Origin of the sequence: Streptomyces sp. XY431 (assembly GCF_001279805.1) — a bacterium.
In the GTDB taxonomy this organism is placed as follows: Bacteria; Actinomycetota; Actinomycetes; order Streptomycetales; family Streptomycetaceae; genus Kitasatospora; species Kitasatospora purpeofusca.
Window position 1 is genome coordinate 1 of the sequence record NZ_LGDO01000063.1, and the last position, 21,747, is coordinate 21,747.

18 protein-coding genes and 1 pseudogene are annotated in these 21,747 nt (G+C 70.1%); 6 read left to right on the forward strand and 13 right to left on the reverse strand.

The window, feature by feature from the left end; genetic code table 11:
- Window positions 1-139: 139 nt before the first annotated feature.
- On the forward strand, window positions 140-427 hold the full coding sequence (locus ADK60_RS09635) for a hypothetical protein (protein ID WP_053644855.1): 288 nt from the start codon (window positions 140-142) through the stop codon (window positions 425-427).
- Between the two features lie 103 nt (window positions 428-530).
- Here ADK60_RS09635 and ADK60_RS09640 read toward each other — a convergent pair whose 3' ends face one another.
- A complete protein-coding gene (locus ADK60_RS09640; RefSeq protein WP_053644856.1) occupies window positions 531-1,481 on the reverse strand; it encodes a hypothetical protein in 951 nt (316 codons plus the stop codon).
- Window positions 1,482-2,094: 613 nt separating this feature from the next.
- Between ADK60_RS09640 and ADK60_RS09645 the strand changes: the two genes are divergently transcribed.
- Window positions 2,095-2,940: an IS5 family transposase gene (locus ADK60_RS09645; RefSeq protein ID WP_053644858.1), complete on the forward strand. Its 846-nt coding sequence runs from the start codon at window positions 2,095-2,097 to the stop codon at window positions 2,938-2,940.
- Window positions 2,941-3,175: 235 nt separating this feature from the next.
- On the opposite strand, the gene cas2e is transcribed toward ADK60_RS09645, so the two are convergent.
- The 8 genes and pseudogenes from cas2e to casA all read right to left on the reverse strand — a co-directional run bounded on the left by cas2e (window position 3,176) and on the right by casA (window position 12,559).
- Window positions 3,176-3,487 (reverse strand): type I-E CRISPR-associated endoribonuclease Cas2e, encoded by a 312-nt coding sequence (gene cas2e, locus ADK60_RS09650; RefSeq protein WP_053644859.1) that lies wholly within the window; start codon window positions 3,485-3,487, stop codon window positions 3,176-3,178.
- Window positions 3,488-3,530: 43 nt separating this feature from the next.
- Window positions 3,531-4,455: pseudogene (gene cas1e / locus ADK60_RS09655) on the reverse strand (type I-E CRISPR-associated endonuclease Cas1e).
- A gap of 65 nt (window positions 4,456-4,520) precedes the next feature.
- Window positions 4,521-5,180: a type I-E CRISPR-associated protein Cas6/Cse3/CasE gene (gene cas6e, locus ADK60_RS09660; protein WP_053644861.1), complete on the reverse strand. Its 660-nt coding sequence runs from the start codon at window positions 5,178-5,180 to the stop codon at window positions 4,521-4,523.
- A gap of 73 nt (window positions 5,181-5,253) precedes the next feature.
- The gene (cas3, locus tag ADK60_RS09665) at window positions 5,254-8,142 is read right to left on the reverse strand and encodes a CRISPR-associated helicase Cas3' (RefSeq protein ID WP_159400367.1); all 2,889 of its coding nucleotides are present in this window, start codon (window positions 8,140-8,142) and stop codon (window positions 5,254-5,256) included.
- A 169-nt stretch (window positions 8,143-8,311) separates the two neighbouring features.
- Window positions 8,312-9,076 (reverse strand): type I-E CRISPR-associated protein Cas5/CasD, encoded by a 765-nt coding sequence (cas5e, locus tag ADK60_RS09670; protein WP_053644865.1) that lies wholly within the window; start codon window positions 9,074-9,076, stop codon window positions 8,312-8,314.
- Window positions 9,073-10,263 carry a type I-E CRISPR-associated protein Cas7/Cse4/CasC gene (gene cas7e / locus ADK60_RS09675; RefSeq protein WP_053644867.1) on the reverse strand — a complete coding sequence of 397 codons (1,191 nt, stop codon included), beginning with the start codon at window positions 10,261-10,263 and terminating at the stop codon, window positions 9,073-9,075. The genes cas5e and cas7e overlap by 4 nt, the downstream gene beginning before the upstream one ends.
- On the reverse strand, window positions 10,263-10,880 hold the full coding sequence (gene casB, locus ADK60_RS09680) for a type I-E CRISPR-associated protein Cse2/CasB (protein ID WP_159400368.1): 618 nt from the start codon (window positions 10,878-10,880) through the stop codon (window positions 10,263-10,265). The genes cas7e and casB overlap by 1 nt, the downstream gene beginning before the upstream one ends.
- An 86-nt stretch (window positions 10,881-10,966) precedes the next feature.
- Window positions 10,967-12,559, reverse strand: coding sequence for a type I-E CRISPR-associated protein Cse1/CasA (gene casA / locus ADK60_RS09685; RefSeq protein ID WP_053644872.1), 1,593 nt, complete (start codon window positions 12,557-12,559; stop codon window positions 10,967-10,969).
- 848 nt (window positions 12,560-13,407) lie between these two features.
- Between casA and ADK60_RS44655 the strand changes: the two genes are divergently transcribed.
- Complete coding sequence (locus ADK60_RS44655) at window positions 13,408-13,758, forward strand: hypothetical protein (protein WP_159400369.1); 351 nt, start codon at window positions 13,408-13,410, stop codon at window positions 13,756-13,758.
- Between the two features lie 514 nt (window positions 13,759-14,272).
- Here ADK60_RS44655 and ADK60_RS09700 read toward each other — a convergent pair.
- Window positions 14,273-14,632, reverse strand: a complete 360-nt coding sequence (locus tag ADK60_RS09700) for a VOC family protein (protein WP_053644877.1) — start codon at window positions 14,630-14,632, stop codon at window positions 14,273-14,275.
- Window positions 14,633-15,335: 703 nt separating this feature from the next.
- Between ADK60_RS09700 and ADK60_RS09705 the strand changes: the two genes are divergently transcribed.
- The gene (locus tag ADK60_RS09705; protein ID WP_053644879.1) at window positions 15,336-15,986 is read left to right on the forward strand and encodes an SMI1/KNR4 family protein; all 651 of its coding nucleotides are present in this window, start codon (window positions 15,336-15,338) and stop codon (window positions 15,984-15,986) included.
- A 582-nt stretch (window positions 15,987-16,568) separates the two neighbouring features.
- The gene (locus tag ADK60_RS43220) at window positions 16,569-16,904 is read left to right on the forward strand and encodes a hypothetical protein (protein WP_053644881.1); all 336 of its coding nucleotides are present in this window, start codon (window positions 16,569-16,571) and stop codon (window positions 16,902-16,904) included.
- Between the two features lie 536 nt (window positions 16,905-17,440).
- Here ADK60_RS43220 and ADK60_RS09715 read toward each other — a convergent pair.
- Entirely contained in the window at window positions 17,441-19,258 is a 1,818-nt protein-coding gene (locus ADK60_RS09715) for a hypothetical protein (protein WP_159400370.1), read from the reverse strand.
- 111 nt (window positions 19,259-19,369) lie between these two features.
- On the opposite strand from ADK60_RS09715, the gene ADK60_RS09720 reads away from it, so the two are divergent.
- Window positions 19,370-20,560 (forward strand): hypothetical protein, encoded by a 1,191-nt coding sequence (locus tag ADK60_RS09720; protein ID WP_053644885.1) that lies wholly within the window; start codon window positions 19,370-19,372, stop codon window positions 20,558-20,560.
- A 138-nt stretch (window positions 20,561-20,698) separates the two neighbouring features.
- Here the strand turns inward: ADK60_RS09720 and ADK60_RS09725 are convergent, their stop codons facing one another.
- Window positions 20,699-21,130, reverse strand: a complete 432-nt coding sequence (locus ADK60_RS09725; RefSeq protein WP_053644886.1) for a hypothetical protein — start codon at window positions 21,128-21,130, stop codon at window positions 20,699-20,701.
- Window positions 21,127-21,747, reverse strand: a 621-nt coding sequence (locus ADK60_RS09730; protein ID WP_234371011.1) for a transposase, incomplete at its 5' end; no start/stop codon positions are given. The genes ADK60_RS09730 and ADK60_RS09725, both read right to left, overlap by 4 nt.

The following is a 21,747-nucleotide window of genomic DNA, read 5'->3' on the forward strand; positions in this document are numbered from 1 at the left end:
ACCACCATCCGCATACCTCACACACCACCAGATACAGCCACCACACCACACCCATCAGGGACTTCCACACAGTTCACCCTGACGCGCCGAAGTCAGTAACGAGTGGCTGTGAGACACCGTTCGTTGCGACCATGCGGCGGTGAACGCACTTCTCCCCGACGGATGGACGATCGAGCAGGTCCGCTCCGCATCGGGTGACGCCGAAGCGGATCTGCTCTCGCTTGAACGACTCGTCGTCGTCGAACGGCATGGCTGCGCCGACTACGACGTCCTCCAGCCCTATGTCGTCATTGCCTTCCACAGCTATGACATGTGCCTTGCCAGAGTTGGTGAAGACTGGTTCATGGGGCAGCTTGACCCCGACGGCTCAGTCGTTTGCTGGGCTTCCTACGGCCCTGACCTGGCCGAAGCCATTCGCGGATTGTGAGCTGCCGGGCGGCGAGCTCGATCACTTTCACAACGCGCCCCGATACCGACGAGCGGGTCCGCTCAGCTGATCGCGACCGGCACGTGTTCCAGGCCCAACTTGCTCAGGCGCGAGGCTCGTGGGGCTCGTACGGATTGAAGTCGGGGCGGTCGATGAGCCCAGCGACGGAGAAGGGGTGCCGGTGGTCGGTGATGAGCCGGTGGACGAACTCGGCGGTGGAACCGTCGAACCGCGCCCAGCTGTCGCCGTCCTCGTTTCGGGTGATGACCGGCCACCGGTTCGGGTCTGCACCCTCCGTCAGCCAGTAGAACTGGTCGGCCTGGACGGAGCCAGCCCACTGCAGGAGTCCGCCCGGAGCGGGGTAGAGCAGGTGGGGGTGGTAGAGGTTTGCGTTGCCGGGGTCGGCGGCGGCGAGTTCGGCAAGGTAGAGGACTTGCTCAACGAGGCACAGGAACTCGTAACCGAGCGGGGGGCTGGGCAGGGCAAGGTCGAGGAAGCCTGCGAAAATGCCAGGACCGAAGTGCTCCGCCAAGTGCCGGTAGTCGACAGGCAGGGCAGTTCCGAGCCTGGTCTCGGCCGACGACCAGTCGACGGGCCACTGCCGCGACTGCGGCCGGCCCGTCGCGGCGGCGAGCCGTCGCACCCAGCGGTCACCCGCCACGTCGGCCCCTTCCTCCCCGTTCTCGGCGGGCAGGAAGGCCGTCGCCGGGTCGGCCCGGCGGGCCGTCACCGCGACCAGGTGCGGCGCGCCGCCGTCGTTGTCTCGGACGATCCCGCAGCCGATCCAGCGCTCGCCCACCGCCCACCCGCACAGCTCGACCAGGCGCCCGGCGAACGGGGCGACCAGCGACAGCCCGCTGTCGTCGTCGATGGTCGGGTCGAGGAAACCGCCAGCCGCGAGGTTGCGCGACGACCCCCAACGCGGACGCAGCGCCTCAACGAGGCGGCGGTGGGCGGTGGCGAGGTCACCGTGGGCCGGGAGATGAGCGATGTCCGGGGCCGGGCGGGCCAGCAGGGCGTCGATGCGGTGCAGGTGGTCGGTGGTGGCGTCCATGGTGTCAGTCAACCGCGGGCCACTGACAGGGGTTCCGGCAGTGGTTCTCGCTTGCTGGCGATCGCAGTCGGTATCGTCCAGGCCGTCGGCCGGGCGCTGCGCCGCCACCCCGACACCTGACCCCCGCGCTCGCGGGGAGGACGCGGACGAGCTGATCGGCGAAGACGGGTGGTACGGCTGACCCCCGCCCGTGCGGGAGGACCCTTCGCGACCCCGCCGTTCTCATGGCTTTTCTATTTCTTGAGCGGTTTGCCGGGCGTAGCGGTCCGGGCCGGTCAGTTGAGGTGTCAAGGAGCAGCGTCCATCGTGGCAGGCCTCGGTGACACCGTGTCCCTCCTCGCTCTGTGAGCCAGCGCCCCCACGGGCACGGCAGGAATAAGAGGACGTTCACGTCGTTCAGGTGCAGGTTTGGGATGATTTGTCTACTGCCCGAAGACTCTGCCGATGGGGCTTTTGCTCGGAATGCTGCGACCGATCGAGCGTCGATGCCGCTGCGACTCATCCCGTTTCGCCCGGAAAGCTCCTGTCCGGTTCGAGAATGCCCGGATCGCAGTGCTCCGTCACCCGATCGAGCGATAGACCGTACTCAACTCTGGCCCTTACCAGTGTAGTTATGACGAAGCAGCCGCAGCGCAAGCCTTATCCGAGCGACTTGTCCGACGCCCGCTGGGCCCTGATGGAGCCGGCCCTGGCCGCCTGGCGCGCCGAGCGACAGAAGACGTCGCTGGGTCTCGGCGGCAAGATCTCCGACCTTCGTGAGGTCATGAACGCGATCCTGTATGTGAACCGAACGGGGATCGCCTGGCGCTACCTTCCGCACGACTTTCCGCCCCACACCACGGTGTTCTCGCACTTCAGCGCGTGGACCGCGGACGGCACGATCGAGAAACTCGGAGTGCGCCTGCACCGCCTGGTCCGCGAGAAGGAAGGTCGGGACGCCGAACCGACCGCATGCGTGATCGACTCCCAGAGCGTCAAGACCGCCCCCAGCGTGCCCACCGAGACCCAGGGCATCGACGCCGGCAAAAAGATCGTCGGCCGCAAACGCAGCATCGTCACGGACACGCTCGGCTTTCTTCTGCTCGTCATGGTCACCGCCGCAAACGTCTCCGACAACGACGCCGGAAAGCAGCTCCTCAGCCGGCTCGCCGCCACCCATCCTGCGGTCACCAAGGCCTGGGTCGACACCGGCTACAAGACCCAGGCCGTCGAACACGGCGCGAAGCTCGGCATCGACGTGGACGTCGTGCCGCGAAACGCGCAGGTCAAAGGCTTCTCAGTCGTCCCCAGGAGGTGGGTGGTCGAGCGGAGCTTCGGCTGGATCATGATGCACCGCCGACTGGCCCGCGACTACGAGACCAAGCCCGAACACTCCGAGAGCATGATCCGCCTCGCGATGATCTCCAACCTCGCGAAGCGGGCAACGGGCGAAAGCACCATAACCTGGCACAATCCATGAACTATCCCCCATGCAAACAGGACGTCCTCTAAGGGGAGACAGAGCCTGGCGTACAGACGCCGACGGCCGACCCCCGACGGCGCGAGGAGGGCGTGACCTTCGCCCGACGGAGACTCTTCTCCTCCGGCTGACCCCCGCGCTCGCGGGGAGGACACCTGGACGCCAACGTCCTCGGCCTGGATCGGCGGCTGACCCCCGCGCTCGCGGGGAGGACCCTTCACGACCTGCAGTGATTCTATGGCTTTGCCATTTCTTGACTATTCAGTGTTGTAGTGGCGGTCAGGGCCATGCCGTCGAAGTCCACGACATGCCGTCGTTGTTCGCCAGCCGTCGCTACTGAGAAGCCCTGCTCGTTTGCTGCCGGGTACGCCAGGACCGCAGCCCCGGAGCCGATGCAACCGCTGACAGAACTCCAAAGCTCCTGTCGCACCTTGGCGGAGACCGTTCCGATGTACAGGTAGGGCGTGACTTCCAGGAGCCAGCGGGTCAGGGCGCCGCGTACGTGGTCGGGTACGGCGGTGACGGAGATGACGATCATTGAGGCCATGGCGCCCTCCGCTCTTCTGTCGGGATGCGGTCCGCGTGTTGTGTCACAGGTCCTCAGCGCCGCCGTAGTTGACACCGCCGGGTAGCGATCCGCTGACGGGATCCCGGAGGTCCACGAGTTGCTCCTTCGGGTCCGGGGTTTCGACGTCCTGGTCCGGGGCCAGCAGCTGCTGGATGTCCGTGACGATCCGTGGCAGTAGGCGGAAGAGCCGTAGTCCGTCGCGGAAGCTGCGGCGGGCGTCGGCTTCGGGGTGGGGTGAGGCGTGGAGTGAGAAGGCGAGCGGGATGGTGAGTTCGGCCTTGTAGAGGTCCGCGATGTCGTAGACGAATGCCTGCTGGTTGCCGCTGTGGACGAATCCGAGGGCGGGCGAGCAGCCGAGCGCGGTGATTGCGGCGTGGACGATGCCGTAGAGGCAGGTGTTGGCGGAGGAGAGGGCGAGGTTGACCGGGTCTTGGGTGTCCCAGGATTCGGGCTCGTAGTTCCGGCGGAACCGGCCGATGCGGTGCTGCTGGGCGAGCAGGCGGTAGTAGGCCTTGATGCGTTGGCCCACGAGGCCGCGGAGCTTGTTGAGGTTGCTGCCGACCGGGACGCTGTCGTGCCCGAAACGTTGCTCGTACATCGCCGTGGCGACGGCCAGGCGGGTGGTGTCGTCGGCCCAGGCGCGGGCCTGGCGCTCGAGCCGGGTGGTGCTGAGGGAGTCGGGGACGGTGGCGGCGTAGCAGCGCACGCCGCCGGCTCCGGTGGCGAGGACTGTGGTCCCGTGGCGGGCGAGGGTGGTGAGGGCGCGGGCGGTGATGGAGGTGCCGGGGCCGAGGAGGACGCAGCTGAGTGCGGCGGTCGGAAGGTAGACCGTTTCGGTGCCGCGGTGGGGGGGTGGTGACTTCGGCGCAGACGCCGGTGTCGTCCTGGACGATGCGGACGATGTCGAGGTAGAGGAAGGAGAGGGAGTCGGCGATGCGGGGCAGCATGGCGACGGTGGGTGCGGCTCGTTTGCGGCGGGCGCGGCCGGGGTCGGGTGGTGGGGTTGTGGCGGTCACCGGTCGTCCCGGTGGGGAGCGATGCTGAGCAGGCCGCAGCCGTAGGCTTTGCCCTTGCCGATTCCGGCCGTGAGGCGGGTGCGGAGGAGTTCGGTGTCGGTGATGCGGGCGGTGCCCTCGAAGAGGACGCGGTCGTGTTTGATGTGGCGCTGGTCGCTGCGGCGGGTGCCGCGGGAGGCGTCGAGGGGTGTGGAATGCAGGGTGGTGAGCCTAAGGCCGGCACTGTCGGCCTGGCGGGTCCACCAGTCGTCGGCGGCGGCGCCGCGCAGCGGGACGACGGCGCTCAGGTTGTAGAGGTCGCGGGTGGTGCGGCCGGGTTTGCGGATGGGGTTGGCGGCGATGCGGTAGCGCACGGCGAGGCCGGGTCGCATGGCGGCGAGGAGCGGGGCGAGGGATTTGGTGGCGCCGGTGCCGTAGCCGGGCGGAAGGCGGGTCAGGTCGGGCGCCAGGTTGCTTTGCAGGAGGATCTGGCGCCCGCCGTCGGACGCGGTTTCGGTTCGGAAGAGGACGCCGAGGTCGTGGCGGGCGGCGGTGGCCGCGATGTCGTCGGGGAAGAGTGACATGAGGCGGTGGTGGAGATCGACGGCGTTGGTGCCGTCGCGGCGGGCCTCGCGGCTGCGCTGGTCGGGGACGATGCGGGTCAGCCACATGCTCATGCGGTTTCCTGCTTTCTGGGTCGGGTGCGGGCGGAGCGCAGGGTCGTGGGTCCTCTGACGTGGGTGGTGCGGGTTACCGTCGGCGGACGAGACCGCGGTCGGGGTCGACGTACAGGCGGTGCCCGGTTGGGGCGTGGTACTGCCAGCGCCCGGCAGGGCCGGTGCGCTGGTGCGGGAGGAGTCTGAGGTCGCGGGCGACTGGTGTGTCCTTCCAGAGGGCGGGGGTGTGGGTGGCGGTGTCGCTGGCCGGGAGGTAGTCGGCAGGTGCCTGGATGGTGCGGCGGACCAGGTCGGCCACGACTTCGCGGGTGAGAGGGCCAGTACTGTCGCCGGGGCCGGGCAGGGTTTCGGTGCAGGCGGGGTCGAGCCACTGGTTTGCGTCGCTGTCGATGTAGACGGGCAGGAGCCGGACGGTGTCGGCTCCCAGGCGGGTGGTCAGGTCGTCTTCGTCGCCCTCGTAGGTGGTCAGCGAGTAGAGGTCGGTGACCGCGTCGGGCTGGGGGATGGTGCGGATGTCGGCCGCCGCCTGGTGGGCCACGTCGCGGGCCGCGCGTCGACGGTCGTCGTCCTCGGCGAGCTCCAGTTCGGCGAGGCCGTTGAAGTCGGCGTACACCGTGTCGATGGCGTCGGCGACGTCCTCGGGGACGCGCATCCCAGTGGTGGGCACAAGGTCGAGGTGTTCGGCGGTGCGGCGCAGGAGGGCGCCGTCATAGACCTGACGGTCATCGCTGCCCCAGGCATGGGGCGGGAGCTGGCCGGTGGGGACGATGACGGTGAGGGCGGGGTGAGCGGCCCAGGATGGGCGGGTGCCGCGGCCGGCGATGTCGTGGCGGTGGCAGCGCCCTGCGCGCTGGAGGAGTTGGGCGAGTGGGGCCAGGTCGGAGACGACGAGGTCGGCGTCGATGTCGAGGCTCTGCTCGGCGACCTGAGTGGAGACGACGAGGAGGGAATCGGCGGGGCGGGGGCCCTTCTTCCCGAGCAGCGTCTTTAGCTCCTCGATGCTGTCCTCGCGCTGCCCTTCGGGCATGCGGGCGTGCAGGAGCAGAACGCGGGGGCGGCGCCCGGCGCCGTGATGGGCGGTGAGCAGGTCGTAGGTGGCCTGGGCGTCGCCGACGGTGTTGCAAACGACGAGTGCGCTGCCAGGGTCGGCGGTGGGGTCGAAGAGCGGAGCAAGGTGCTGGAGCAGGGCGGCTGCGCGGCCGTCCCGCCGGTGGGGGTCGTGGGTGTGGCGGGCGCGGACGATGCTGATGGGCAGGTCCCGGCGGCGGGTGGTCTCCAGGGCGGGCGAGGCGGTGACCGTGCCGGTGGCGCCGTCGGCGTAGAGCCAGCCGGGGTAGGCGGGGGTGATGGTGGTGGGCTCGGGGTGGCCGGCACCGTCGCGGTACGCCTGGACGAGGCGGCGGGCGAGGCTTCCGGCGAGCGTTGCGGACAGCAGCACGACGGGTGCGCCGATGTGGCCGAGCCATTCGAGGAGCCGGACGGTGAGGGCGTGGCCGTAGGCGTCGTAGGCGTGGGCCTCGTCGATGACGATGGTCTTGCCGGACATGCCGAGCCAGCGCATATAGCCGAACCGGGTGGGCAGGGCGGCGATGGCGCCCTGGTCCCAGGTGCCGATGGTGATGCCGGCGAGCCAGCCGCGGTGACGTCCGCGCAACCACTCGTCGGGGACGGTTCGGCCGCTCTCCCCGGGGTGGGTGAGGATGCTCTCCCCGGACGGTTTCTCACCTGGCGCGTACTGGGGGTGGAGCCAGGCCATGGAGTGCTGCAGCGTGACCTTTACCTGGTTGGAGGCGGCGCTCTCCACGTACTCGGTGACGCGTTCCCACATGGCGTTGGTGGTGGCCATCGTGGGCAGCAGCACGGCCAGACCGGGCCGCCCGCAAGCCGCGGCGAGGATCCGGGCCGCGTAGAGCGCGGACTCGGTCTTCCCGTCACCGGTCGGCGCGGTGATCAGCACGAGTCCGCCCCGGCGCTCCCCCTCTCCCCTGGCGGGGGAAATTAGGCCGGGGAGCTGGCCGAGGTCCAACTGCAGCGGATACGGATCCTCGATCTCGGGAAAGACGTCGGGGAACGTCTCGGCGGACTTCCACCGCGGGGCGTGGAGCTCGGCCCGCGCGACTTCGTGGGGAGCGTACTTGACGGCCCGCTCGAAGTGCGCGGCCCAGCAGCTTCGGTCGCTGCGCCGCCACTGGGCCTGGCGGGCTTTCACCCAGGCGATGCGGGAGGCCAGCCAGTCGGCGGCGACGACCAGGCCGGTCACCACGACCGCGATGCCGGCCTTCGCCACCTGCGCAGGCGCGGCGGGCCGGCCGGTGAGGGTGTGGAGGAGTTCGACGAGTGCCTGGCGTTCGCGCAGCCAGCCCGGGGCGGCGCATGCGCACGGGTCTCCCCCGCACACGTCCGTCAGGTGGGCTCGCTCCAGGGCCCGCCCGTAGACGCCGTGGTGGCCACCGAGGATCTGGGCGATCTGGTGGGCGGTCGCCTTGCTGGGGCGGCTGGTGTTGTCGTAGCCGTAGCGGGCGAGCAGGTGCGGGGTGACCAGGTGGGTGACCCGGTCGTGGCCCACGCGGTCCTGGTGCATCCACCCCGCGGGGGCGGCGAAGTCCGGATGGTCGAGGAACGCGGGCATGGGGCCGCTGGGCAGCGACTGGTGGCTCCAGCAGGCCTTGCCGACGTCGTGCAGCCCGGCCCAGAACTGCACCAAGGCACGGGCGTGAGTGAGGGTGACGCCGAACCCGGTGGCGATCATCTCCCGCTGACCCGGGGACAGGTAGCTGTCCCAGAGCTCGCCGGCCATCGCGGCGGTGTCGACCAAGTGGGCCGGCAGCGGATAGGGGAAGAGAAGACCGTGGGACTTGCCCCACTGGTCCTCACTGGGCGGACAGGTCAACGACTGCTCCACGGAAATAGATGGGACGAACCGGGTCGACACCGTCGACAGCGGCAGCCGATCGGGACTCATGGCGCCGTACAGCCCGGGACCGAAGGGTGCGGAGGCCAGGACGAACCCGGCCTCCGCACCCCGCCACCAGCCAGCCGGCAACCACCGGTCAGCCGAGGCCCCGCCCCGGCCCGGGACTGCGGACACCGCCAGCGCGGCAGGATGACTCCGGCTCGAAAGTTGCCCGGCCTCAGGCGTGCAACCCCCGGCGCCACCGGGCGAGCTCCACCAGGAACTCGGTACCGACGTGACACCCGTCGGCCGGATAGGACTCCTGGCTCTCCCACACCGGCCGACTCGTCCACGTGCCAGCCACCACGACATCAGCGACCCAGCGGCTTGCCAGCACCCCGGGGCTGGCTCCGGGCGGCCGTTCGGCGATGTACCGCACCGAAACCGGCTCCTGCTGCTCCTGCTCCGACCGGCGGTCCCAGCGGGGCCTGGGAGCGGGCCGGTGCAACGGCATCCGACGCAACTGCTCCTCGACGTCACCGCCTGCGGTGACCAGCACGGGAGTAGACGGCGGGCACGAGCGCCTGCCCAGGTAGGGCGGGAACGTCGGACATTGCAAGGCTGCCGTCACCTCGCTGATGATCTCCCGGGGACCGGTGACCGCGACGGTGAACGCGGCATCCGCCAGGTACCAGCTGTCGAAGACCAACGCATTACCGCGGCGCTTGCCGTTGGCGGTCACCACCGTTCGCTCGGCCGGCAGACCGCCGCCGACGGTGTGGTAGTCCCGCATCCGACGCCCGGGCCGGTCCACCCGCACCAGATGCACCAACTCGTCCAGGTCACTCAGGTCGGCGCCGCGCCGGCGGCCGAGCGCGGCGGCCAGCATCCCGGTCACGCCGCTGCGCGTCGGATACGGATGAGTCCCTTTCACCCGCCCGCCCTTCGGGCCGCCCCAGGACTGCAGCGGGCCCGCCAGGTGCAGCAGCACCCCGTCGGTCACCGCTTGTGCCCCAGCTCGAGCGCGGTCCGGGTGACCTGCTGCACAAGCTCGCTCAGGTTCGGGATCCGCGTGCCCAGGTGCTTCACCCCGGACAGGTCAGCGGTGCCCGCGTGCGCGGCCGCCACCAGCGCACCCTTGTCGAAGAAGTCCGCCACGGCCCCGGCGTGCGCGTCCAGCGCCGCGATGCTCGGCGCCGTCCAGCCGCTCTCCCTGGTCGAGGTCACCGGCGTCTCGAACGCCCCCGACAGGTTCACCGGCTGGTCCGTACGCACCGTGAAGTACACAAGCGCTGGCGGGGTGAACGGCGCGGTGCTCCGACTCTTCGCCGTCGGCACCAGCACCGCCAGCTCCCGCAGGAACGCCTTCAGGAACTCCTCCGCAGCCTCCCTGTCACCCCCCATGTTGCCCACCAGCTCGGTCACGTTCACCGACCCGTACCGGTAGTACGTACCCGAGGTGTGCCCGGCCGTCCCCATGTGCGCCGACCCGGCGTCCTCCCCGGGAAGATCATCCACCGCAGTGAAGAAGTCCGGCTGCTCGACCAGGGCGTGCGTGGTCAGCGTATGCGCCACACTCACCGCCCCGTCCACCGTCGACTCCGAGCTGTTCGCCAGCATCCGCCCGAACGCGGCGATCGACGCGTTACGGCTCGCCAGGATCCCCCGCACCCGCTCCTGCAACTGCTGGACAACCGCCTTCTCCTCCTTCGACAACTTCGGCTTGGAAGTCTTCTTGCTCTTGTCCGCCTCCGCCTTCGCCACCGCCTCGGCGTGCGACGCCACCTTCAGAACCGCCTCACGCTCCCCGGCGACCAGGTCCGCCAGCTGGTCCACCACCTGCTGCGGCACGTACAGCATCACGCTGGTCATCCCACCGTCACCGATGCCAAGCCCCTGAATCCCCGAGGCGACCACCACGGCCTGCCCCGCCCTGGCCGCCTCCGCCTCGTCCCAGTTCCGCCCCCGCAGGACCTCGCCGATCTGCGACGGCAGCCGCCGCGTCCGCAGCGCCTGCTCCCCGATCCGCTCCTCCACCTTCAGCCGGGCCACCCGCTTGGTGTTCTGCGACGACGTCCGCCCCCGCAGCGCACCACCGAAAACCACCGTCTTCGGGCTGCCAAGATCGTCCCTGTTCAGATTCGACAGCGGGTAGTCGTGCACCACATGCACGCAGATGTGAACAGCCATCAGGAGTCCTCCTCGTTCGAAGAATCGTTCGTTTTGTCACTTGATCCGGCCCCGGCCACACCGGCCTGCTCCAGGCCGTCTTCGTCCCCGGGCGCCACGCCGTGGGCGTAGGAGAAGAACCAGTCGTTCGCGATGTCCACCCGCTTGTGCGGCCACCGCCGCAGGTCCCGCAGCAGCACCGGCCAGTTCACCGGCACCCCCTCAGCAGCCAGGCGTCCCACCAGCTGACGGCCGTACCGCACCAGCGCGACGGGATCCGACAACTGGGCCAGCTGCTTCAAACGCTCCGCCGCCCGGTCCTCGTGAAGCACCCCCTGCCTCACCCCCAGGTGCACCGACCAGCCCAGGTCACCCCACGACGGCCGCCACATCCTCGTGCGCTCCGACCGCCCGGCCACGTCACCGCGCCCGGCCGAGAACGACGGAGCCTGCTCCGCGAACATCCCCGCCACCGCAACGTAGGCAAAGCGCCGCTCCCGACCGCTGGGCACCAGGCGCGCGACCTGCCTCGGCAGCTCCCAGCCGTGCACCTCACCGGCGGACGTCACCACCTTCCTCAGCTGGGACCGCCCGGCGGGCGACTCGCACGCTTCGGCCACCGCTTCCGTGTAGACCACCTCGTGGGTGAGCCACTTCGGCGGCTCCCCCGCGCTGCCCTGCCTCCCGCTACCAGCGGCCCCGTCCGGTACCTCGCTCGGGTCCGTCACGTCGTCACCTTCCTGTTCCCGTTCGTACGTCCCCCGGTCCCCGACACACCGGCCAACGGCCCGCGCGCCCTCTGGACCGCCGCCATTCCCCGCACCGTCGCCGAGCGCACCGCGAGCGTCGCCTCGTCGAACACCTCGCGCGCCAGCCGCCAGAACTGCGGAGCGGCACCCGACGGGTCGGCCACCACCCGCCAGAACTCCGTCTCGGCCTGCTCCATGAAGGCGGCAACCGCCGGCCCGACGAACCCCTCCCGGTCGTCACTGCGCCGGCCCGGGTTCAGCTCGTGCCAGACACGGGCCAGCGACCGGTAGAGCAGCGAACCCGCCTCCTCGGCCATCCGGTGCGCCGCCGCCACCGCGGAAGCCCCGTCAGGACTGCGTTCCTCCATCAGCTCCAGCACCGGCGGCGTCTCCGCCACCACCCAGGCGCTGTTCTTGTCCTGCTTGTCCTGGTCCCAGCCCAGCACCCGCACCCGCAACGCCCGCCGCACCTCCACCGGCAGGTCGGGTGCGGTGTCGAACACCTGCGGCCGCCGCGCGGTCACCTTGCCCGCAGGCCGCTCCTTCAGCAGCAACGCGTCCACGTCCCGCCACATCGCCCGGCGGTGATCCGCCCTGATCGGCCCCCCAGCGGAGCGGTCGATCACATACGGGTCCACAGCGGCCGGCAGGTCCACGCTCGTCCCCCACGCGACCCGGCACCCCACCGTCTCCGCTCCATCGCCGCCCGGCACCAGCAGCACCGCGTGCGCGAACCGGCCGGTCAGCAGCGACACCACCCCGCACGGGGCCGGCGGCGCCAGCGGATCCGGAAGGAGCTCGCTCTCCCACGGCGCCAAGTCCTCCCCAGACCGGGACGGCCAGCTCGCCGGCGGCGGAATCGACAGAACCAGCGACTCGAACAGATTCCGGCCCCGGGGAAACCAACGCAGCAGGGAACGAGCCGGACCGGCCTTGCAGGACTTGCTGGCACGCCCGCCGCGGGTGCGCACCGCGCCCATTCCGGACGGACCGAACGCCCGCCACGCCAGCACCCACCCCAAGGCCTCGCCGGACGGGACGGCGGCGGTTTCCGCCATCCGCCCGCTCCACATCGCGTTCGCCCCCGACGGCCGGTCCATCGCCAGCCGCCCCGCCGGACCCGGCTCGGTGACCTCCGACAGCAGCCGTGGATCCTGCATGAACGGTCTCACCTGGTCATACAGGCCGAACTCGTGACGCGACTGCCTCAGGTACCCGCGGACCTCGGCCGGTTCGAACCGTCCCCTCTCGAGAACCTCCTCGAGTCGGTCCAGCCACCCCTCACCGTTGCCGGCGTCCAGGCCCGCTACGCGAGCCGCGAACGCCGCCAGCACCGGGCGCGTGGCCGACTCCACCGGCACCACCCCGAAGTCCAACTCCTCCAGCAGATGCGCCCCGAGCAGTACGCCCTCCACACCCGCCACGACACGCCCGCCCGGAACCGCGTCCGGCAGCAGCCCCTCAGCGGCCAGATCCTCCAACTCGCTCGACTCTGCAGCTGCCAGGACCTCACGGACCCTGGCACGGATCCATCCCCCGGACAGCGCGGAAAAGTGCCGATCAGCCACAAGACCACTCCTCTCTCAGCCGCGTCATCAGCATGGGAGAAGAAGTAGCAGTGGGCACTGACAGTCTCGCTGCCGTTGCGAAGGGTGATCAGATTCGAACAGAAAAATGCTCTTAGCTGTCAGCTGATCGGCACGGAGGATCAGATATGACGTGATGCGACCACGCAACAACATCACCCCCACGTACTCGACTCGCACCAAACGACGCTCAAGAGCGACCTGCCGCCCAACGCACCGCATCGCCCCGCGAGAGCCTGAGGCCGCCTGCGGCGAAATCGGGCACCGAACGGCCCCCCGCCCGAACGGGCGGCTTTGCCGCCATGCGTTGCCCGCCACGGACCATGGCGCCGGCGTACGACCAGAGCCCGGCCCGTCGGGCGCCCGTGCAAGGATGGCAACCGTTCCTTGAGACCTCAACAACCCCAAACCGCAGACCTGCAGGCAAGTGCAAAAGATCAAAAAAGCCAAAGCCGCTCTTCCCCCGCAGGTCGGAGAGGGCCCTCCCCGTGCCCGCGGGGGTCAGCCGTAGTCGAGCTCGACATCGGTGCCGTGGGTGGTGTCCTCCCCGCACGAGCGGGGGTCAGCCGCTCCGGGCGATCGAGATGCCGCCCACCGACGAGTCCTCCCCGCGCAGGCGGGGGTCAGCCGGTGATCGCCGTCATCGCGAACAGGGTCGCCGAGTCCTTTCCGCGTCCGCGGGGGTCAGCCGGCTGCGGATGATGTCGGCGCGGGCCCGGCGCGTCCTCCCCGCGAGCGCGGGGGTCAGCCGGCACTTGTCCCGGGCCGCGCATGCCCGGAGTATCGGCTGCACATCCCCGGCCCAGCACACGGAAGGAGCGGCCGGCACCGTGTCCCGAGCCCGCGCGCCCCACGAAGCCATCAGCCCTGTCCACGTCCTCGCCCTGGTGCGCGGACTCGTGGAGGAGGCCGCAGATCCTCGCGCAGATCGCCACCGGTACTTCAAATCCCTCTTCGGCGTCGAGCTTCACGTGGCGGCCGCCGTCCGCTGCGGCCTGGCGGAGCACACCGACGGGGGCCTGCACGTCACAGCGGCCGGACTCGACCTGCACGAGCGGCATCTGCGCCACCTGCCCGACATGGCGGCCAACTACTGGCATCACCAGGCACACGTCGCCGACGCCGTCACAGAGATCAACCACATCTACGATCAGGCCGCAGCGGACACCGCGACCCCGTGACCAGCACCTCGAACACCCCTCAGGACCACGGCCCCGGGCCCCGGCGAACACCGGAGGCGGCGGTGGACACGCCGATGCCGCGGCGGCGCCGGCACCGTGCTACCTCGGGCAATCAGGAGGTAGCGGCCGTGAATGTCCTCCCCGCGAGCGCGGGGGTCAGCCGCTCCTCGTCGGCCCGGCCGGCGGCGCCGTCGAGCCCTCCCTGCGCCCGCGGGGGTCAGCCGGAGGTCCTGAGCGTCTACGACCACGTTGTCAGGTTCTCCCCGCGCAGGCGGGGCCCGCCGTCCTGCGCCAGGCCAGGCACGAGACCCACCCGGCCCGGGTTCTGGGCCTGTACCTGGACGCCGCCGCCGCGTTCGGCGCCCGCTGCACGGCCGGCTCGCTGAAGGCCGCCCTGCGCGGGTACGCGGCGGCCACCGGGCTAAAGAGCCTGCACGGCCTGGACCGGTGAACGCCGAGGGCCGGGGCCCACCGACTGCCGCAGTCGCTGGGCCCCGGCCCTCGGCGCGTTCCGCTACGGGCCCTCGATGCCGACGATCGTGCCGAACGGGTCGCGCAGCTGGGCGATCCTGCGGCCGGGCCCGACAGTCAGTGGGCCGCGGTGGTGCTCGCAACCGGCCGCCAGCAGCCGCTCCCGCACCCGGTCGACATCGTCCACACCCCAATAGACGACCGGGCTGCCGCCCCGGGGGTTGCGCTCGTCGTCCACCGGGTGGAAGCCGACCTCGACCCCGCCGATCTCCGCCCACGCGTAGACCGCCCCGGCGTCACTGACGTCCGTCTTCACGGGCACGTCCAGGAGCTCGCCCCACCACCGCGCCGACGCCTCGGGGTCCACGGCGAACGTCATCACGGTCCGGACACTGGAGAACAAGACCCACCTCCACGGGCTGCATCGACCGATACACCGTCAGAGCCACTCTGTCACGATGGACCCGGCTCCTTCACACCTCAACAGACCGACCCGGACCGCGACGTCCGGCGAACCGGTCAAGAAATGGCAAAGCCGCCGGAACGGCGCAGGTCGCGAAGGGTCTTCCCCGCGCAGGCGGGGGTCAGCCGGAGTTCGCCCTGATCCGGCAGGCCGGAGGGCAGTCTTCCCCGCGCAGGCGGGGGTCAGCCGACCAGAGACAGCTCGCGGCAGCGCGGGAGGGCGTCTTCCCCGCGCAGGCGGGGGTCAGCCGACCAGAGACAGCTCGCGGCAGCGCGGGAGGGCGTCTTCCCCGCGCAGGCGGGGGTCAGCCGGCCGGCACCCTCGGCTCCCGCGGCGACATTTCGTCTTCCCCGCGCAGGCGGGGGTCAGCCGTCGCCTCGGCCTCGGGAGTGCGCCTCGCGGTAGTCCTCCCCGCGAGCGCGGGGGTCAGCCGGTTGGGGCGGAGGCACGCGGGTGGGCCCGGTGGTCCTCCCTGCGCCCGCGGGGGTCAGCCTGGGCCACGCGGAGTGCGAGGAGCGAGTGCTGGTATCCCCCGCGCAGGTGGGGGTGATTCTTTACGGCGTAAAGGTCCGACAGTGAGCTGCTTCGCCGCCGGGACTGCTGCACTCCGGCCTTGACACCCCGGTGAGGCAGACTGCCCGCCATGACAGCGGATGATCACGACGTCCAGGCCTCCTGGAGCCGCATCGGCACCTGGCTGACCGCGCACACCCGACGGGGCCGGGCGAGGCCGGCGTCGGATGCCGCCCGCCTGGACGCGTTCGAGGCGGGCCTTGGCCTGCCCCTGCCCGCCGACCTGCGGGCCTGGTGGCAACTCCCCGACATCGCCACGGGCTACTGGATACCGGACGAGTTCACCCCGGTCTCGCTGGACGAGGCCCTGGAGACCCACGGGATCTGGCTGCTGGTCGCAGAGCAGGAAGGCGACTCGTTCGACGAGAACGGCCGGCCCGAGAGCCGCTACGAGCGGGAGTTCATGCCGATCGCGCTGAGCCCGGGCGGTGACGGACTGATCGTCGACATGCGCCCCGGCGACACCCATGGCGCCGTACTTCTCTGGGACCACGAGACCTGGACCCTGGACGTCCCGCAGTGGACCTCGGTCACCTCGATGCTCCAGGACATCGCCCAGGCCCTGAGGGCCGGCACACCCGTGCTGCTGGGCCACGCAGCCCGCGGTGGCTCCCGGGAACCCAGCACCGCCGCGGTCGACGACGCACTCGACCTCACCTGGCAACCCACTCCCACGCACCCGCAGGGGCTTGGACGGCGAGGACCAGGTCGGCTTCGGTGAACAGTTCGTCCTCCCCGCGCCCGCGGGGGTCAGCCGCGGATGCAGAAGCCCGGCATCGCCGAGTCCTAGTCCTGCCCGCGCAGGCGGGGTCAGCACTGACCCTGTGTTGTCCGCGGACAACACCCCAGGGTCACCACCGTCTGCCACGATGGACGCTGCTCCTTGACACCTCAACAGACCGCCCTGGACCGTTACGCCCGGCAGACAGGTCACGAAATGGCAAAGCCGTGAGAACGGTGCAGGTCGCGAAGTCCTCCCCGCGCCCGCGGGGGTCAGCCGCCCCAGGCTGTGCCAGAGACGTGCAAGTCCGCGTCCTCCCCGCGAGCGCGGGGGTCAGCCGGTGGTGAAGTCGACGACGGCGCCGTACCCGTAGTCCTCCCCGCGAGCGCGGGGGTCAGCCGTCGGTCTCCAGGGTGGTCATGTTGACGCCGCCGTCTTCCCCGCGCCGGCGGGGGTCGTCCTGTCGGCGGTCTGGCGGGCGGGGCTGGTGTCCGGGCGGGGCCGGTCGACGTCCGGGCCCTGTCGGTGTGCCTCGTCTGTTCTGCCATGATCTTGCGGAGCGGATGGAGGAGGGGTGTGGCTGTGGACGAGCGGATCGATCCGGTGCAGATCGTTGCGAGGGTGGGGAACTTCGCGAGTCGCGAACGTGCCGTCGAGGTGTGGGTGCACCTCGCCTCCAAGGCCGGCTGGCAGGTCGCCACGATTTCGGCCGTACCGGAAGGCCCGGACGGTGGGGACTGCGGAATCGTCGAGGTCGAGGGCCTGCGTTACCGCATACGCCTCGCACCACGCGTGCGGACGGACCTCGCCGATGACCAGGACGGCACGCTCACCTGGCGACCGGTCCTCTCGCACGCCGCATGGGCCGAGCCCGTACTCGAGCCGGGCAACCACATCCCCCACTATGGCCGAACCTGACGCCCAGAACCGCTCCCTGTGTCCACGGGGGACTGCGCCCGCCGCGAACTTCGACGGCATCCTCGCTGCAAGCGCGGGGGCCAGCCGATCAACCCGGCTGTCACGTACCCGGTGATCAAGTCCTCCCCGCGCCCGCGGGGGTCAGCCGATCGCACGTCGTATCGCTGCCTCGGCCGGGTCGTCCTCCCCGCGCAGGCGGGGGTCAGCCTCGACCTCCAGCACCACCGTCCCGCACCCCATCGTCGGCCCCGCGAACGCGGGGGTCAGCCGGCGATCCGTGCGATCGCGGTGTCGCTCGCCCGGTCCTCCCTGCGCCCGCGGGGGTCAGCCGTAGAAACAGGTCGGCCGACGCCGACCGGAACCGTCCTCCCCGCGTCCGCGGGGGGCAGCCGATGGCCGGGACCACCAGGGCCTCCTGCCTGCGTCCTCCCTGCACGGGCAGGGGGCAGCCGAAGAAACTCCAGGCGGTCGTTCGAGGTCGACTGACCAAGTACCTCCACAGTGACGTCCTCCCCCATGCGCGAAGTGGACCATCATCAATGTTGGTAAAGCTCTTGAAGCCGAAGAATTTCCCGTTGCCAGTGCGCGCGGGTGGCAGCGTCACCAGAAGGCAGATCCCGTCCGAGCCGCGCGCTCAGACTGCGGTACAGGGTCAAGGAACTCGCACCGTCCGCAGCCAGTAGCGAGGACAGCATGGGTTCTGCTGTCGTGGTCTCCTTCTCGACTTCCAGCAGCACCGCCATGCGATCAACCGAATCGAGGAGGGTCCGGGCACCGCCCAGCTGGCGGCGGAGCGTTGCCCAGGAGAGAACACCTTGTTCACGGGCGGTCATCTCCAGAACGCTACGCACAGCAGCAGCTGCGTCAGCCAGCTCCGTGGACGTTGCCCGGGGAGACCTTCGGGCTTTTGCGGGCAGAGCCTTGGCGTCATCGGTGCCGGTAGCCGGCTCTGACGGGGCGGCGAGCGTCTGCGGCGTCCGTGATGGCGCAGCGGTCGCTTGCGGGCGCAGCCGGTCGGCTTTGGCGATCCACCGGTTGACTTCCTCCCGTTGGCGCCGTGTGACCCTGTGCGCCGCTGTGGTTGTCATCTTGGCCAGCTCGTCGACGAGGCCCACCAGATCGCGGGCCTCCAGGTGGACCTCTCGGTGTTGCAGGTCCGCGATCATGCTGGTCATCCGTTGGTGTGCTGTCTCGGACAGGCTGGTCTTCGGTTGTGGTGGTACGGATTCGGCGATCCGTTTGCGCTTGAGTTCGGTTCGGCGGGCCTTCGGGGCGTGTTCCGCTCTGGCAGCCTGGGCGGCTTGGCGTTTCAGGTCCTTGAGGAGCCTTGCGGCGTTGGCGGAGGTCTGGTGCTCCTGGAGGGTTCGGTCGCGGGCGGCTTTGAAGTTCACCTGGACGAGGAGGGAGTGGACTGCCTGCTCGTCACCGTGTTTCACCGCGTGTGCCAACCGTCCGAACAGGTCCGCGCGCAGCCGCTTCTGCTGATCGAGCCACTGGCGGGCCTGCTCCAGCAGGCCGGCGACGATCTGTTCCTCGGCTCCCTGGTACGGGCCGCCGGACTCAACGGCGCGGCACTCGGATTCCAGGATCAGGATCGAGCCCGACCGCAGAGCGCCCTCGAGCCGCTGTGCCGCGGTCGGTTTTCGGGGGGTCACGAAGGAGGCTGGCCGCCAGACAGTCGGCTTCGCTGTGGCGAGGATCTCCTCCACGGCCGGGGTGCGGAAACCGTCGGGGGACATGTGGCATTCGTCGAGGCTGAACCACTCGGTCCCCCGAGCGGGGGCCTGGGTGCCGATGCGGACCTCGCGGGAGGTGCCTGCACTGTCGAGACGGACCCGGTGAATGTAGCGGCGTCGGACCAGGGTGTCGACATCGACCGGCACCGCCGTGCCGAGGACCGGCTCGAGGCGGTCCTCGTCCCACGCCGGCGCCACTGCGGAGTCCAGGTGCAGACGCATACCACGGTCCTGGTGCTCGAAGACGATGTCGACGACGGAGCCGAGGGGTTCGCGCAAGTGAGCGACACCTTGGTGCTCCAGGCCGAGAAGCCAGGTCGTGGCAGCGGATTTCACGTACAGGTGATCGGCACTGGAGACGTCCCGGGCCCTTCGCTCACACCGGTGAAGGCCCGTTGGGTCGGGCAGATGCGCGAAGTGACAGACCCGGTCGGTGTAGAGCTTCGTGGTCAACCGCTCTCCGCAGCCACCGAGCAGCAACCCGCACCAGAAACTGTCCTCGGTGTGACGGCGACGGAAGGCATCAAGCTCGATCGCCTCGAGCGGCAGGATCAGCGGCTCGTCCGAATTCGCACTTCCCAGCACCGCTGTCTGGATACGCCGCTTGTCACCCGGCAACGACAACCCCTAACTGGCGTCCGACCAAGCTCAGAGGGCGGTATGTGAGTTGATATCCGCTTTCGCATGAGGTTGAGATGGCTGCTCCGTCGGACCAGCGAGAATGGCCGGATGGACGGACTGGGTGGGACGCTGGAGCGGGCAGCTGCGGACGGCGATGTGGTGGACGGCTGGCTCCGGGGGCTGGCGGGCAATCAGGTGCTACCGGTGGAGGTGCTGGCCCGGCTGCTGGAGTTCGACAAGTTGCCGACGTCGAGCCTCTGGCTCCGGAGCAGGACCTTGGATACCGCAGCGACGGAGCTGCTGGTGGCTTCGCCAGAGATCCAGCACCGGTTGGACGTGACGGACAACGCGACGGCGGACGTCGAGGTTCTGGCCCGGCTCGCACAGGATCCGGAACCCCGGGTCCGGCTCGTGTATGCGGTAATGCTCTTCGAGTACAAGCGCCGTATCCCTGCGGGAGTGCTGGAGATCCTGGCGGAGGACCCGAACACGAAGATCCGGAGGATCGTCGGCGAGAGTCAGAAGCCGCCCGCCGCAGTGCAGGAGCTGCCGCCCGTACTGACGGCGGAGCAGCGGGTGACGCACCCGGATCCGGCGGTGCGGACGAAGGCCGCCGCTGATCCCGAGGTGCCGACCGTCCTCGCCTTGCGACTGGCGGAGGATCCCGAGAACGACGTCCGGCTCGCGGTGTCGATGCGGGAGGAGCTGACGGAGGAACAGCGCGCCGTGATTCCGTGCACGGTGTGGCAGCACTTCTGGTCGCCGCCGTCCTGGATCGCACGGCAGGCGAACGATCCTGATGCAGCCCGTCGGATCGCGAGGTCGGTACACGTCGGGCTGCGGCGGGTGCTCGCGGCTCAGCCGCACCTGCCGCCTGACGTGGTGGCCCTGCTGGCGGCGGACGAGGACGAGTGGGTGCGGCGCACGCTGGCCGAGCGGTGCGAAGACGCTCCGCACGAGCTGCTGCTGGAGCTGTACGCAACGGTGCAGGACCGGCATTGGTCGGGGTATCGTCGCCACCGCAACTTCGCCCGGCCCGGGTTGGCCCGGTTCGCCGAGGACCCCAACCCGCGGCTGCGGCAAGCCGCGTTGGACGACCCGGAGGCCGGGCCCGAGCTGGTGCTGCGGCTCGCCGATGACCCTGAGGTGGGCGGCTGGGCGGTGCGCGACCCCAGGCTGCCCGCCGACGAGCTGCTCCGGCGGCTCGCCCTGCCGGCCCATGCCTCGGCTGCCGCAGGCAATCCGGCACTGCCAGTTGAGGTCATGCACCTCCTGCTGAACCTCGCCCGGGCACGCTGACCTGCCGGACGCTCGCCCCGTGCCACCGTGGAGTGCAGGGCCGCGAAAATCGCGAGCTTGAGATGGCGGTACGTGAGCTGGTGCCCGGTTCGGTGTTGCGGTTTGGGTGAGTGGGCCGGTCCTGGGCTTGCCGGGCGGTTACGGTCGTGGCCTGGTGAACAGTCCTGGCTCGCTCTCGGTCAGAATTCCGCGCCCGGTCAGGCGCTTCAGTTTGATGCGGACGTTGTTGATGTTGTTCGGAATGGGATCCAGGTCCATCGCCTCGCACACGTTCCGCGCCCGCAGTGGAGCGTCCGCATCGGCGAACACGGCCATGATCTGCTGGTAGGCGGGGCCGTCCGGCAGGGGCGGAGTCGGCTCGGTCGGTACCAGGGGCAGTTCATCGGGCAGTTCCAGCAGCGTTTTGCGGGTGATCGTGATGTGCTCGGCGGCCTGGGCTAGTCCGTCCAGCAGCGCGGTCAGCTGCGTGATCCGCTCGTGAGCGGCCTCCGCTTCCATGGCGATCTGCCGCTCGCGGACCTCCAGACGGACCAGCAACGCGCCCAGGGTCTGCTGCTGTTCGCCGCTCACGCGCCGCGCCAGGCCGGGGCGGCGGTGGCGGCCAGCCGGCGGGTCATCACATCGCTTATCGCCCAGTACACCCGGGACTCGGCCGAGGCCGGTCGGTGTTCGTAGTCGCGGACCAGCCTGCGGTGGAGCATCAAGATCCCGTTGGTCTGCTCGACCTTCCAACGGAGCGGCTGTGGGACGAAGCCGATGTCGGCCGGGTTGCGCTCGACGATCTCCACCGCGATGCCCAGGCTGGCGCCGTGGTCGACCACGGTCTTCTTGAACCCCTGGTCCACCAGTGCCCTCGTCACTGTCGAGGTCCCGCTGGCGACCTTGTCCAGCAACGCGGTGCCGAAGGCGTTGTCGTGGACGGAGGCGGCCAGTACCACCACGGCGATCACCAGGCCCAGCACGTCAACAGCCAGCCCTCGCTTGCGGCCCGGCACCTTCTTGGCGGCGTCCCGTCCGGTCGTGGTCGCGGGTACGCCGGCGGCGGCGTGCAGGCTCTGGGTGTCGAGCACCACCAGGCTCGGGTCGGCTACTGACTTCGGCGCGTCAGGGTGAACTGTGTGGAAGTCCCTGATGGGTGTGGTGTGGTGGCTGTATCTGGTGGTGTGTGAGGTATGCGGATGGTGGTG

What these genes read in the sequence shown, in the direction of transcription:
- ADK60_RS09640 (WP_053644856.1), bottom strand. Translation starts at nt 1,481, where the DNA reads ATGGACGCCACCACCGACCACCTGCACCGCATCGACGCCCTGCTGGCC.
- ADK60_RS09645 (WP_053644858.1), top strand. Translation starts at nt 2,095, where the DNA reads ATGACGAAGCAGCCGCAGCGCAAGCCTTATCCGAGCGACTTGTCCGAC.
- cas2e (WP_053644859.1), bottom strand. Translation starts at nt 3,487, where the DNA reads ATGGCCTCAATGATCGTCATCTCCGTCACCGCCGTACCCGACCACGTA.
- cas6e (WP_053644861.1), bottom strand. Translation starts at nt 5,180, where the DNA reads ATGAGCATGTGGCTGACCCGCATCGTCCCCGACCAGCGCAGCCGCGAG.
- cas3 (WP_159400367.1), bottom strand. Translation starts at nt 8,142, where the DNA reads ATGAGTCCCGATCGGCTGCCGCTGTCGACGGTGTCGACCCGGTTCGTC.
- cas7e (WP_053644867.1), bottom strand. Translation starts at nt 10,263, where the DNA reads ATGGCTGTTCACATCTGCGTGCATGTGGTGCACGACTACCCGCTGTCG.
- ADK60_RS09705 (WP_053644879.1), top strand. Translation starts at nt 15,336, where the DNA reads ATGACAGCGGATGATCACGACGTCCAGGCCTCCTGGAGCCGCATCGGC.
- ADK60_RS09720 (WP_053644885.1), top strand. Translation starts at nt 19,370, where the DNA reads ATGGACGGACTGGGTGGGACGCTGGAGCGGGCAGCTGCGGACGGCGAT.